This window comes from Novacetimonas hansenii JCM 7643 (genome assembly GCF_000964405.1).
In the GTDB taxonomy this organism is placed as follows: domain Bacteria; phylum Pseudomonadota; class Alphaproteobacteria; order Acetobacterales; family Acetobacteraceae; genus Novacetimonas; species Novacetimonas hansenii.
Genome location: NZ_BANE01000004.1, coordinates 36,695 through 51,320, shown reverse-complemented (window position 1 = coordinate 51,320; position 14,626 = coordinate 36,695). Strand labels below are relative to the sequence as shown.

Here is a 14,626-nt window from a genome sequence, read left to right as displayed (position 1 = left end):
AGCGAAGTTGCGGGCCAACCGCCACCAGCGCCGCCCCCACCATTACCGGCACCGCCCACGCCGCCATATCCAGCCGACGCCACCACCCCGCCAGCACTCTGTCCCATCGCCACATGGGGCACGCCCGTACTGATCAAGGCCGCCAGCACGGCAACCGACCACGGCGAAGATGAAACAGCACGCGACAGACTGGTGCCTGCACGCAGAACATGCTGCAAACGCGGATAGGAGTGTGGGTTGCCACCCGCAGGAAAACGGGTGACCCGAGCAGGAAGGGGGCTGTTATGCATCAAGACAAATCCTGGGTGGCATTGCATTGGAAATGATAGGGGGAAAACACACATTTCCAACGATATTACGTTGCAATATCGGAACGATTTACGTCCGGCGCAGTCCCTGATTTCGGGACATAAATTCAGATAATTCCCTGACAGGAAAAGGTTTGTGAAAAACATGCACATACATGGGACATCACCGATCTGGTCCCCATATCAGACATGCAATCGGCATCTATTTTCAAAAACCCGATATTTCATGAATTTATTTTTCTTATATTTTTAAAAAGTTTTTCAATCCCATATTCCATACCCCTGTCATTCCGGGATCACCGGGCATATCCGGTGGCATCCTGTTTTACGGCGCAGATATCCTGTCAGTTCACATCCCGAAGTTTGCCCGCGACAGAGGGTGGTGACAACCGGAAAGACGATGATTTTGTCAACCTGCGTTAACAAGTCATTCCGATCAGATAACTTTGCATAGTGAACGGATATATCGAATGTTTTTTAAACAAGGTCGAGACGATATCCGCTGCGCCGCACTGTACGGATCACGGGGCGTGGCAGGTCCCGCGCCGTGGAGGCCGGTGGTATTTTACGACGTAACCGCGTTATCAACGTATCGACCGTGCGGACGGTAACATCACGGTCATCCCGCCTGCCGATGGCCTCCAGCAACACGTCACGCGACACGACATTCCCGACCGATACAGCCATGGCCATCAACAGCGAAAATTCCCCCCCCGTCATGACTGCCTGTTCCCCACCGGGGGAGACAAGCTGCTTGCGCACAAGGTCAAGGCGCCAGTTCCCTACCATCAGGAAGGAAGACCTGCTGCCCCTGCGCCGCAGGACGCTACGCACCCTTGCCGCGAGTTCGTCAAGGACGACCGGTTTGACCACATAATCATCACCACCATCGTCAAGCGCCTGGATACGGTCAGAAACCTCGTCGCGGGCGGTGACAAAAATCAGCGCGGCATGGTCATGTATGCGCAACCTGCGCGCGGCCTCCCGGCTGTCACCATCAGGCAGGTTAATATCACACAGCACGAGATCAGGCAGGCTGGCACCCCATTTTTCCTGCATTTCCGCAACACTGCCCGCAACCGTAACCCGGTAGCCGCACCGTTCCAGATAACGCCGCATCACACCTTGTAATTCCGGGGCATCCTCGACAAGCAGGATCGCTTGTGCCTCAGATATGGGACCATCGTGTTTCATGTGACAACTTTTCTGGAAATGGTCTGTTCGGCAGGATTAAAACGCGCAATCGTCGCCTCCAGCGCCGCCATCAGGTGATGCGCGACATCCAGGCGCGCCGGGTCCGCGCACAGCACCTTTTCAACGTCCATCGCAATACGCCCAAGACCCGCGAACCCAAAGACAGGCGCACTGCCACGCATCCGATGGGCCACGCGCCGTATACACTCCCCATCCTCCCGGGCCATGGCGTCGCGTATTTCCGACAGGCACTCCCGACATGCAGCGGCAAAGACAGGCATTTCAGCCGCGATGGAAAAACCGGCATCCGAAGTTTCGCCCCCCTTGCGCATGCCCCCCCCACACAAAGTAGCGATAGTGGACAAAAGCACATCGAAGGAAACAGGTTTGGCAACGGTATCACTAATGCCGCTTGCCCGATAACGCATGATATCCGGCCCCATGACATTTGCCGTCACGGCAATGATCGGCATTGCTGCTGTCGTGGCGTCGGCACTTGCACGGACATATCGTGCCAGATCCTCCCCCTGCATGTCGGGCAACACCATGTCGAGCAGCATCACGTCAAAATATCCACTTTCGAGTTGCGCACGCGCCTCCGCCCCGGAGGCGGCAACAGCAATATCCATTCCGTAAGGGACGAGCATTTCCAGCATGACCAGCCGGTTTTCCGGCGTATCTTCCACCAGCAGGACCGACAGGCCGACACGCGGTATCAACGCGCCCTGCGTGGTCGCAACCGGGATCGCACCGACCTCGCCAAGGGGTAAGGTAAAGGTGAACCTGCTGCCACCATCAATATTGTCCAGTGAAACGCGCCCCCCCATTGCAACGGCAAGTCGGCTGACAATGGCAAGGCCCAGGCCTGATCCCGGTACGAATTCCGTATCCGGGCCACGTACAAATTCATCAAAGACACGGTTCAGCACATGTGGCGGGATTCCGGGACCGGTGTTGGTCAGTTCGAATGCGATCTCCCACACACCCGGGCCGCAGTGCTCCGCCCGGACAACAAACCTGATAGAACCTGTTTGTGTGAACTTCAGCGCATTATCGAGGACATTGCCCAAAAGCTGGTGCAGCCGTGTCGGATCACCCGATATCGTCGTCGGCAGGGGATCGAATTCATGTGTAAACGCCAATCCCTTTTCCGCACAGCGTTCCACCATGACATCCGCAAACTGCGTGCACAGATCCTCCAGATTGAAGGGCACATGGACAATCTCGATCCGGGTAGTCTCAAGGCTGGCCATATCGAGTACGTCATCCAGAAGCCGCACAAGCCCTGCCCCCTCGAAGCGCATGAGTTCAAGCCTGCGTCTCTGGTCCTCTCGCGGGCTATCGCGCAGCATCAGGCTTGTCATGCCGAATATGGCATTCAGCGGTGTTCTTACCTCGTGGCTCAGATGCGCAAGGAAACGCCCCTTGTTGCGCGCATCGTTTTCCGCCCGGTCCTTGGCGCGATGCAATTCGGCCAACGTAAGTTCAATCTGCTGCGTGCGTTCAGAGACCTGCGCCTCAAGGCTGGCATTCAAAAGGGCCAGGTCATTCGAAAGGATACGCACATGGCTGAGTGACGCCACGAAACGCTGTCCAAGGATAATGATATGGAAAAATAGCAGCATCAGCCCGCCAAGTGGCGCAAGGTCGGTTCCATACCGCCACCAGTGGGCATACATCATGCCATCATGCAGGACGCAGGTAATGAAGATCACGACGCCAAGGCCAAGGATTTCAGCACTGCTTTCCTTGTTACGGATCGCCCTGATAACACACCATGTGTAGTACCAGGCGGAACATATCAAAAACAGGATGGAGACATCGCGAAACCGGGTAAACAGCGCCACAGGGGTCAGGATCGTCAGCAGGCATCCCATCGCGGCCGAAACCTGTATAAACCGCCCCGCGAAACGATGCAGACACCCCGGAAAAAACTCCCACAGCAACCGGAAATAGATCGGCCATGACATGTAAATGGTCAGGTATTCCAGCCGATACAGGAATGTAGCAGACAGCGAAGGAAACATCCGTGCCAGCAGGCCGCTGGTGCAGCCCAGACGCGCGGCAAGGAAGATGATCAGTACAAGAAGCCAGCCCCATCCACGTGAATGGGTCGTGACACCAAAAGCGGCGATATAGAAGGCAAGGATCAGGAGGGCACCCAACACCCCGGCGTCAAAGACAAGCCGGAATTCAAGCGCCTGCCGAAGGTCATCATGCCCACCGACCAGAACGGGGCCAAGGATCCCACCCTCGAAATGGAAATGATTCGAAACCTCCACAGCAAGGGTAAGCGTGGAATGCCCCGGTTCAATCGACACGTACTGGTTCAGCAGGGTGCGCGGCGTTTCATCACCCGCATGCAGGCCCGGCACCCCTGATTGGGACACCACATGCCCATCCACCCACACGCGCGATGCCGACAGGATCTGCGGAATCTGGAGCGTCAGTTGCGGTACGTTCTGTGGCAGACGCACCACCATGCGGTAGGTAAGTGCCCCAAACCCGGCAGGTCGATTATCATTAACCCGCCGACAGATGTTGGTGGTGTTCCACAGGCCGGGCACGTGGAGCGTTGCATCCGGCACCAGCGCATCCCCTGAAGGCATGGACAGATGTGCCCCATCCAACCTGCAGAAAACCTGCCAGTCACCATCCAGGGCAATGGTGTGCCGTGCATCCCATTGCCTGAGGTCAATGACGCCATTGCCTACAACCGCCCGATAAAGATCCTCTGCCACGGCGCCGGAAATATGAACGCCTGCAACCAGACCAATCGATACCAAAAAAATCAATATCGACCAGAAATGCCAGCCCCGGCCACCTGGAAGACGCTGGAAATGCATCATGTCCCCTTTGCCGGTGCAGTGCGGGGCGCCATCGCCTGCCCATGCATCAGAAAAAAACCGCAAGGACACAGAAATCCTGGGGTAAAATTAAATATTTCTTTATTACGGAGCGTATTTGTAAAAACCACACATATATCCCGCGATCCGCGGCCATGGCCTGATGCAGAGATATTACAATCCCGATTGCCGGCACATACATGACAGACGCACCCGACATTCGACATATATCTCTGGCAACGCTTTCTGATCAGGTTTCCCTTGTCATGGCAATTTGTAATTACATGGTGCTGACGCTACTGTTTTCATGGTTGTGTAGGAGTTATGCAGTATGGTCATAATTTGCCCCCGGCGCACAAGCGTGACAATCGAAAAAAAAGTGAGTTTGTCAACGTGGGTTGACAATTCATCCCGTTGAAGGAACCTGTCGCGGAAACCGGTATGACGGGGCAGGATGTTTTCCGCCGGAACCAGCCCCCTTCAGGACGCGGGATGACACCGCCACCATGTCATGTAAAATGCCGTGTCCGTAATGATCCACAGCCAAGACAGGATGCATTCATGAAACGCCGCCCGATCCTGTACGGCCTGCCCGTCATGCTGGCGGCTACCGCCTTCATTTTCCCATGCAGCGGGCATGCCAGCATGCAGCATGCCCCCTCGCCCGCCGACATGGTGGACCCGCGCATCGGTACGGGCGGCGCCGGACATACCTTCCCCGGGGCAAGCATTCCATTCGGCATGATCCAGCCTTCTCCCGACACCGCGATGCCGGAATTCCACCATGCCTATGACTGGGCCGGGGGATACCAGTATAATGACCCCACCATCATGGGATTTTCACAGACCCACTTCTCTGGCGCGGGGCATTCCGACCTTGGCGACTGGCTGCTGATGCCCATTGCAGGCGATGTCCGCATGGAACCCGGCGATCCGGCCAAGCCCCTAAGTGGCTATCGCTCACGCTTTCGCCATGCGACCGAGGAGGAACATCCCGGATCTTATTCCGTAACGCTGGATGATTATGGTGTCCGTGCTGAACTGACGGCCGGATTGCGGGTAGGGTGGCATCGTTATACCTTTCCCACGGACAAACCCGCACATATCCTGCTGGACCTGCGCCCCAGCATCTATGACTATCCGGGAAAAGTGCTGTGGACGCGCCTGCGCGTGCGTTCAGACGGAACCGTGTCGGGCTGTCGCACCACACGTGGGTGGGCACCGGGGCGGACCACATGTTTTGCAATGCGCTTTTCACGTCCGATGGTCGCGCGGACCCTTTATAATCGCGAAACCAACCTGACCTATCACGGGTTCCGTGGACCAGGGAATGCCCCCGTTGACCCCGATGAGCAGAATGGCCGCGCTGTCGAGGCTGTATTCGATTTCGGCACTCTCTCCACGCCACTTGGGGTGAAGGTCGCAATCTCTCCCATCAGCGAGACAAATGCCATCGCCAACCTAGAGGCCGAGGGCAGAGGCTGGGATTTCGATGCGCGCCGTGCCGATGCCACAACCGCATGGAACCGGGCACTTTCGGTCATTGACGTCTCAGGCTCAACTGATCAACGCACACAGTTCTATACCGCGCTTTACCACGCGATGCTTGCCCCTACCCTGAGCATGGATGCCAACGGGGATTATCGCGGCCCGGATCAGGAAGTCCATAAGGCGCGTGGCTTTGGCTTCTACTCCACATGGTCCACATGGGACGTATATCGCGCGCAACAGCCGCTCATGGCGCTGCTGCGTCCAGATATGAGTTCACAGTTCGTGCGCTCCCTTCTTGCGGCGCAACAGGCCAGCCCGGTTGGCGTGCTGCCGATCTGGTCCTATCAGGGGCTGGAAACATGGTGCATGACCGGATATCACGCCGTGCCGATCATCGCAGACGCCTATTTGGCAGGGGTGCGGGGGTTTAACGCGGATGCCGCACTCGATGCGATGGTTGCATCTGCCACATCACCCGTTTACGGCGACCTGACAGATTACATGAAGCTTGGTTATGTCCCGATCGACCGGGAAGCCGAAGCCGGGTCAAAGACATTGGAATATGCCTATGATGACTGGTCGCTTGCGCGGATGGCACGTGCGATGGGCAGGACACGCATTGCCGAGACCTTTGAAAAACGCGCCCGTAACTGGCACAATGAATGGGATTCACAGACCGGGTTCCTCCGGGCCCGGTTGAGCACAGGGGAATTCCACACTCCCTTCGACCCTGCCGCCGCAGCCTATGGCAGCGATTATACCGAGGGCAATGCCTGGCAATATCTGTGGTACGTGCCACAAGACGTGCCCGGCCTGATTGCGACAATGGGAGGGAATGAGAAATTCACCACCAGGCTCGACGAACTGTTTGATACGAAAGTCGATCCTGCCCGATTCAAAAATGTTGAGGATATCAGCGGGCTGATCGGATGGTATGCGCATGGCAACGAACCAGGCCACCATATCGCCTATCTTTATGACTATGCCGGTGCGCCATGGAAAACACAGCAGCGTCTGCAACAGATCATGGACAGCCAGTATAATGCCCGCCCCGACGGATTGGCTGGTAACGACGACCTGGGGCAGACATCGGCATGGTACCTGTTCACCGCGCTGGGCTTTTATCCCGTTGCACCAGGCAGCAATGATTACACCATCGGTCGGCCGTTCGTTCCCAAGGCGGTTATTCATCTGCCCAACGGACGCATCTTTACCATGGTGGCGGATGGGCTGGATGCTGGCCATCCTTATGTTGCGTCCGTGACCCTCAATGGCAGGACACAGGACCTTCTGCATCTGCGACACGAAGATATCCTCAAAGGAGGAGAACTGCGCTTTGTCATGCAGGCCACGCCGAAACGCTGAACATGGTATATATTATAAACATTCCCCAGATTGGGGTGCATCAGAAACCTGCCGTTCCTCCCACAATCGCGCCAGACGGGCATGTAGTCCTGGTTCGCTTGCGTAAATATACAGCCCCCTTACCCCACGGGTCATCAGGACGTTGATTGAATTGAGAATGATCCGTACCATGACCTTTGCCGGGTTCTCCACCCCGTCCCGACCGGTAAAGGCCGCACGGTCCTCGTAACGGGAGGGGTCGATCACGATACGATCCGTCGCGCGGTCATAGGTGACAGACGGCCCAAGGATGACACCAGCATAATTAAGGTCGAACCCTTGGATGGTATAGACCGACCCCACTTCGTCAATCGTATCGGGCCGTTCCGCCCACGGCAGGCGGGCCTGCGGCATGGCACGATCCCAACGCAGGTGAAAACGCCCTTCTGTAATGAAATGATCCTGTCCATTCAGTATGTAGGGATAATCATAGGTCGCCAGCATCCGACACATACCATATTGCATGTCCCGTTGCCTGATGGCGTCATACATGTCCTGTGCATCATCAAAAACACGGAAATCAAACGTTTGCGGTGCGGGCAGTGGTCGCAGGATGCCATCCCGCAGCGCACGTATCCACTGCATGACATCCGTGTGGGCATGCATACGAAACTGATGTTCCAATCGCCGTGTCACGACCGGAACGCCCGACAGCAATCGCGCAAGGGAGGCACCATCCCATAGACTCTTGAATTTCAGAACCTGATGAGCATCAAAGATAATCACCACGACATGCGCATGGCGGATAATTTCCTCAAGCTGGTTATTCTGGCGAAAACGGTTATAAGGATCGCTGCGGGTCAACAGCAGGTGGGCTTCATCCACCAAAACTATGTCGGCACGTCGCGCCCCACCATATGCACGGTTTATGAAGGTTGTCGGACGTTCGAAATCTTTTTTACGTAGTGCAGTCTGATTTTGTGAAATATTACGGTAAAGCTTGATCATTTCCGGATGATTGACCAACAGGAAATTATGGGTGCCATAGAGCGGATCATGAATATCCTGCCCCCGTGCCGCCTGCTGTATCGCGGTAAACAGGGTATTAAGCAGCAGGCTTTTTCCAGTACCCGCATCCCCCTCAATCACAAACACCGCGTGGTCATCCGCCTGATGGGCGCGACAGAAAGACAGCACCTCCGCCATCAGGGCATCCTGTCCCTGTGTTAATGCCATCGTAGGCGCAAGACGCGACACTGCGCTGTCCTTACGGGAAAGGAGAGGCTTAATCATATATTTTTACCTGCCAAGGAGAGGATCTGGAAATCCGGTTGCAAAATATACCATGACAGGTATGAATTTTTCGGATTTTTACAAAATACTTTTTGTGCAGACCTGTCCTGATTTCCATCACTCATGACCGCCCCAATGCCAGCATATAAGATCACCGACCATGATCCTGTCGCCTATTTGGAAAATTATCAAAACAAGGTAAAATATTCAATCAGGGTCTGAAAATTTCCAAAAATTTTTGATCTCGGCATTGGCGGATTTTCCTGTTCGATGCCACGGCTGTTAATTACACATATTGCGGGTTGCACCTCCACATCGGCAGCTTTTATCACCATATTACATAAGGTGTAATAGACAGTTCGCCATCACCCGTATTTTACAGACCGTGTGCTACGACAGGAAATGCGTGGACACCCCACATCATTTACAGCAATGCGTTACCATATACATGATGGCATCAATGATGCCGATGCATGTTTATTTCCCTTGGGCAAGCGCCTGACCCTGTCCTTGGAATGTCATGCCTGCTCAATCCCACTGTTCATCAGTGAGGTCCGCGCCGTAGTTCATTGGCATGAACACCGATCAAACATCCCCCATACATATTCATGATAGCTGCTAAAAAATTAGGCTATATTTTTGTAATATTGTTTTAAATCAGTGTCTTAGATTTGACTGTAGTAGTGCAACCCTACATGTGCTATAGTGTGAGGTGGCGTGTCGTAGCGCCGTTGAAACAAGGAGGCCCCTATGTCGGGTGGCCTGCCGAATACAACACCCGGACTATGGTCCAGCGGTGAACAGTATGTGCTGTTTATCGTCTGGGGAATAGGTAGGGCGTGAGTTCACCTTGTTTCACACGCTACGACCCACCCGACGCCAAAAGGCGTTGATGTGCAAGCACGCCTGTCGTAGGGCGATGAAACATGGTGAATAATGATACTTCAAAAGGTGGCGGAATCACCGCCATTTGTTGTGCCCATTCAGGAACATAACATAAACATACTTCCCTTCGGAACTTATCCCCCAACCAAAATACAGAAACGGATACGCACGGTATTTTTCGATACCCTGTTTGGATATATGCGTTTTCGACGCCCCTTTGTCGAAAGGTTCAAGCAGGAATGTAAAGGCCCTGTGGATTCATATCTGTTCGGATTGAAAGTTCGGTTCTATCCACAGGATAACCAGACTGATGCCAAGTCAGCGGTCTGCGGAAACTGCTACAATGCCAAAGAATGGCGATGGCTGGACAAATGCCTGCCTACTGGTGGTACCTTCGTTGATATCGGGGCAAATATGGGGTTCTTTTCCCTGTTTGCTGCCACCAAAAAGGCCAGGATCATCGCCATTGAGCCCAATGGCATTGTCTTTGAAAGACTTTCCACCAACATGGCCCTTAACGGGATCAAAGCTTTTTTGGTCAAGGCAGCCGTAGGTAAAAGGGATGAGCCCGGCACCCTGATCCAGACCAATATGGATTATGGGAGTGGTAGCATTGGTCAGGGTGAAGGAGAAACCGTTCGTATTCGACCCTTGCTTGATATCCTGACAGACGCCCAAGTAAATCATGTTGATGTGTTGAAGATCGATATTGAAGGATATGAGGATAGGGCCTTACTGCCCTTTCTGGATACCGCACCTGTCGGCCTGCTACCCGGTCATATTATCATTGAATACAGTGAACGTGATCGTTGGCAATCAGACCTGATGGGCAGGTTGGCTAAAGCCGGATATCGCCGCAAGGCACGTAGTCGCGGCAACATCCTTCTATCACGAAAATAAGGGAGAATAAGCAGACTGCCCGGCAGGCCCAACCCTGCCGGGCAGTGTAGTTTTGATGTGTCTAGTCATTGGGATATAAGCAGCCGTTCAAAAAGTCAGACTCAATAACATACTGAAATTATAAAGGTTTTGGTGGATATTTTTCTAACAAAGCTTCAGAAGATGCCACTTTTTTCGATCAAAAGGCAGCACCCAAAAACTTTTCTTGTTTTTTATTAATGATTTGTTTTCTAACAGTCTCTAAGCGGCAAATATCACATTTTGCTACTTTTTAAAAAGTTACTTATCCCGGCAGTCCCCGGAACATGCCGAACCTTTTGCGATCCTGCACGTTCCAAACATCTATCCAGTCAGGACATCTTATGATGCGCCCATTCAATATCTTCGTCATCATGGCTCTTGGCCTTTCCATCGCTGGCTGCCATGCCGCCCATCGTGATCGCCATCCCGTTTACTGGCATGACGGTTATCATCGTGGTGGTTACGGCAGCCAGTATGGCGCACCGGGACGCAGGTAAAAATCATGCCGCCACGCCTATCGCGTAAGACGCATCCGGCCCTGATACCCTTTCCTAATGCCCCGGCGCGTAATGCAGCATAATCATCCCATGGACTTCATCCCAGCTTCCTGAACGGGAATATCCGCCCTCCACCCCAAGGCGGAAAGACGGGGTGAGCTGATAGATCGCCCGAGCCTGCACATTACCAGCCAATCCTCCCGTGGACTGGCCGGCATATTTCTGCCGGGCCGCGATCCCCCCTTCACCCAGCGGGAACATCGCGGTCGCATTCTCGGTATAGTGCTGATATCCCCCTTCCCCCTTGAACATCCATGTCCATCGCCCCGCATGCCCGTCATAGGTCAGCGGCATCAGCGCCGCCATGAACGCATGCGGAGAGAAGTAGCCCCCCTGCCCCCACGTAAAGAAATACGAATTGCGGCGATATCCGAAATAGACCAGGTCCAGCCCAAGCCGCAGATGTTGGGCATCATGGCGGTGCCACACGAGGGCGGAGCCACCCGCACCTGCTTCGGCTTCGTGGTTGGCCACCGTGTTCGTGCCCTGCATGACCGCATACCCGCCGCCAGCATAGAGATTGTATCCCGGCTGCGACCACTCCAGTTGTCCATGCCCCCTGTTGCGGGTCACGCCGCCCCACACACGTCCGGTTCCCGGGTCCCGCGCGCCAGAATAGGCCACAAGGCTGTCTGTCACCGCCCGACGTTCCCCCGTTAGGCGCAGGGTCAGGTCATGTGTCAGGTGTGGGGTCAGTTCGATTCCCCCCAGAACGTTGGATGTCGCAAATCCCAACGGTGTTGACCCGACATCAGCCGACAGCCACCGACGCTGGTAATGCACAGATAACGCCACACCGGCCACAGCCGGTGCCACGCGGAATCCCGGACGCACACCATTGCTGGCAACACTGCCATACTGTCGCGCCGTGGTGGTGGAGGACAGCGGATCGCCCGACATCAGCACACTTGGCATTACCGAAACAAACAACTGATTTTGCGTAGAGGACAGCGGCAATGTGGCTGTCATGGGCATGTTGACCACAGTCATATGGCCCAGTCCCGACTGCCCTGAACGATCGCGGATTTCGATATTCCCGTCTGCCTGCGGTGACAGGGCGCGGGATAGATAATCGCTTTGTCGGTCGAGCGCCTGCACAGGGGTCAGATGCGGGTCATAATGATAAATCTCTGGCATCGTCGCCCCCATGTCGGGCACGAACCCTGTGCTTATGTCGGGCCATTCATCCCCGGCATGCACGTGATACGGGGCGCAGCCTATATCGATATGCGTACCATGACCGGTGGAATCATCCTCATTTTGCGTGGGCGTACAGTCCAGCATCCGCGCGTGCCGCACATCGCGCAGGCGGCGAAGGTCATGCCCATGCAGGCCGTCAATCTCGGCCTGTATCTCCCACGTATCGCCCCATTGCGGATGCCCGGCCGCCAGTTTGTGCGCCATCTCCAACGCCATGTGTTCATGGCCACTTGCAAGGCCGTCACGTGCAAAGGCCGCCTCCGCCATCCTGTCTTCCGGACGGAGCGCCAAAGCCTTGCGGTCATAAACCATGGCCTGACCGGGCTGGCGCAACGCGGCTTCCACACGGCCCCGCGCAAGGAGCAGGTCCGCATCATCTGGCGTCTGTGCCAATAGTGGGTCAAGCAGGCGCCGCGCCATGTCGGGATGCCCGTCCAGATCGGCGCGGTCCGCACGTGCGATCGCAAGGCTTTTTTCCATTTCACCCAGGTCCCGGACCTGTGCGGGGGTAAGACGCCTTCCCTGCGTGATGGACGGAAGCGCATCAAGCAGTTGCTGCGCCGCCACGGGATCGCCAATCTGCATGAACATACCGGCATAAGACAGGCTCTGATTCACACTGACATGTCCCGTGCTTTGCGTCAGGGCACGATGCAGCACGCCTGCTGTCGCCTCGGTAGGGGCATGGCGTTTAAGCATTGCATCCACCACCAGCCGCGCATGCGTTCCTTCGGGGTCGGGCACAACGGGCATTCGTTCCAACATGGGAATCGCGCGCGCGTCGTCTGTCGGCAGAACACGGATCTGGTGCCACAGCATGACCTGCGCCACGCCATCAGACATCTGTGCAGTGATATCCGCAGGTGGCAGGCGCGCCAGAAGCGCATCGGCACGTGGCATATCCTGATCCTGCAGGGCGAAGATGAAACAGGCCTGTACGTCCCCATTCATTTTCGGCAGGGGATCGCACAGGACCGCCATCAGGTTCCGCGCGCGTGTCGGCTGCCCCTGCACCCACCATGCCTGCGCAAGATGCAGGCGCAGCCAGCCATTATGCGGGGCATCACGCAATGCCTGTTCCAGCAGTACGATGCGCTTGCGCGGGTCCGTCTCGGCCTCCGCCATGGCGCCAAGCACCCCGGATTCCAATGCCGTGACGCCGGGATAACGCGCGGCTTTCAGACGTGCGATCCAACCTTCGGCTTCATGGATCTTACCTTCCTCCACCAGCACATCGGACAGGGATGCTGCTGCGGGCATGTCGCCGGGAACAAGGCGCAGCACCCCGCGCCAGGCGGCCTCTGCATCGCCAAGCTGGTGACGCGACTGTTCAATGATGGCGCGGACCCTGAGCGTATCGACAATCCTGCCATGGTCCTTTTCCACAGCAGGTAACATGGCCCATGCCTCTTCATATTCATGATGCGCCACCAATGCCCACAGGCGGGCCAGTTGCGGATCACCGCCCGGCGCATCAAGCCCTGCAAGGGCATCACGAATCCCTGCATTACCGGGCGCAAGGTTCAGGGCCTGCGTCAGGAAATTACGCGCCGATTTCAAATCCCCCCGGCGCTGCGCCACTAGACCCAGCCCCTCCAGAGCCTCGGCATGGGGGGGATCGGACTGCATGGAATTATGGAAATCACTTTCTGCCTGATCCAGTTCCCCATGCGACAGCGCGTGGTACCCTGCCCCCACCAACGCCAGTCGTTCCGCCTGTGCCCGCGCGGCCTCCACTGTTGCCAGACGGCGACGCATTTCGCCATCATCTGGATGCAGGGACAACCATTCGCGATAATAAGGTTCGGCCTGCGGGTCTGTTCCCATCCATTCCAGTGTTTTGCGCCATGACTGCATCACCTCGTCACGGATAAAATCCGGTGTCGTGGGGGACGTGGCCAGCACACGCATGTCCTCGATCGCGTCCGGGCGGGACGCGGCCCGATAACTCAACGCCTGCGCAAGGGCCATGCGCACCTCAAGGTCATGTGGAAAGATTGCACCCAGCGCGCGCAGGCGCTGGATCGCCTCGCCATATCCCAAAAGGGAACCTGCCAGAACCCGGTCATATTCCAGTTCCTGTTCCGGCAATGGATGCGCCGCCCGGAAAACCGTGCGATAGGCAAGGGTTGCCTGCAACGGCTTACCACGATCCGCAACGGCACGGGCATTCGCCAGCGCCCCCGGATCAATCGGCTCCTGCCCGATCCAGCCACGCAGGGCCGCGACCTGCGCATCTGTCCCCTGCTGCGCCTGCAGGATCTGCAATGTGGCACGCGCCGCGATCAGGTCGCCATGATGGACCTGCACCGCACCAAGCATCAAACGGGCCTCGATATTATCCGGCTCGATCCGCAATGCACGCTGAAGCGCATGAAGGGCATGTGCGTCATCGCCATGATGGATCCAGAATGCTCCCTCCTCTATCTGCTCATTGAGGATATTTTCCGCATAACGCACGGGCGTCTGCGCGCAGAGGGAGGACACCGGCCTGCAAAGGCTGACCGCCCCGACAAGGGCAAGCCCCCTCCATATCCATGCCCCGGTACGGCGGATATCGGGCAGGAAAAGACGGCAAGGCACAGAA

Annotated in this window: 9 protein-coding genes; 4 read left to right on the top strand and 5 right to left on the bottom strand. The window is 56.1% G+C overall.

Going from position 1 to position 14,626, the window contains the following annotated elements:
- The 3 genes from B7G66_RS17705 to B7G66_RS00280 all read right to left on the bottom strand — a co-directional run.
- Nucleotides 1–290 (bottom strand): hypothetical protein (locus B7G66_RS17705; RefSeq protein WP_200146814.1); only part of this gene is annotated, 290 nt, incomplete at its 3' end.
- Between the two features lie 495 nt (nt 291–785).
- Entirely contained in the window at nt 786–1,502 is a 717-nt protein-coding gene (locus B7G66_RS00285; protein ID WP_003619646.1) for a response regulator transcription factor, read from the bottom strand.
- Complete coding sequence (locus B7G66_RS00280) at nt 1,499–4,111, bottom strand: ATP-binding protein (RefSeq protein WP_159107934.1); 2,613 nt, start codon at nt 4,109–4,111, stop codon at nt 1,499–1,501. Before B7G66_RS00280 ends, B7G66_RS00285 begins: the two co-directional genes overlap by 4 nt.
- 6 nt (nt 4,112–4,117) lie before the next feature.
- Between B7G66_RS00280 and B7G66_RS17700 the strand changes: the two genes are divergently transcribed.
- Both B7G66_RS17700 and B7G66_RS00275 read left to right on the top strand, forming a co-directional pair.
- Nucleotides 4,118–4,552, top strand: a complete 435-nt coding sequence (locus B7G66_RS17700) for a hypothetical protein (protein WP_159107933.1) — start codon at nt 4,118–4,120, stop codon at nt 4,550–4,552.
- Nucleotides 4,553–4,909: 357 nt separating this feature from the next.
- Nucleotides 4,910–7,204, top strand: coding sequence for a GH92 family glycosyl hydrolase (locus B7G66_RS00275; protein ID WP_003619642.1), 2,295 nt, complete (start codon nt 4,910–4,912; stop codon nt 7,202–7,204).
- Nucleotides 7,205–7,216: 12 nt separating this feature from the next.
- On the opposite strand, the gene B7G66_RS00270 is transcribed toward B7G66_RS00275, so the two are convergent.
- Complete coding sequence (locus tag B7G66_RS00270; protein WP_040510758.1) at nt 7,217–8,476, bottom strand: DUF2075 domain-containing protein; 1,260 nt, start codon at nt 8,474–8,476, stop codon at nt 7,217–7,219.
- Nucleotides 8,477–9,412: 936 nt separating this feature from the next.
- Between B7G66_RS00270 and B7G66_RS00260 the strand changes: the two genes are divergently transcribed.
- Entirely contained in the window at nt 9,413–10,261 is an 849-nt protein-coding gene (locus B7G66_RS00260; protein ID WP_003619639.1) for an FkbM family methyltransferase, read from the top strand.
- Between the two features lie 362 nt (nt 10,262–10,623).
- Nucleotides 10,624–10,779 (top strand): hypothetical protein, encoded by a 156-nt coding sequence (locus tag B7G66_RS18095; RefSeq protein ID WP_167613971.1) that lies wholly within the window; start codon nt 10,624–10,626, stop codon nt 10,777–10,779.
- 54 nt (nt 10,780–10,833) lie between these two features.
- Here the strand turns inward: B7G66_RS18095 and B7G66_RS00255 are convergent, their stop codons facing one another.
- On the bottom strand, nt 10,834–14,622 hold the full coding sequence (locus tag B7G66_RS00255) for a cellulose biosynthesis protein BcsC (RefSeq protein ID WP_237700306.1): 3,789 nt from the start codon (nt 14,620–14,622) through the stop codon (nt 10,834–10,836).
- Nucleotides 14,623–14,626 lie beyond the last annotated feature (4 nt).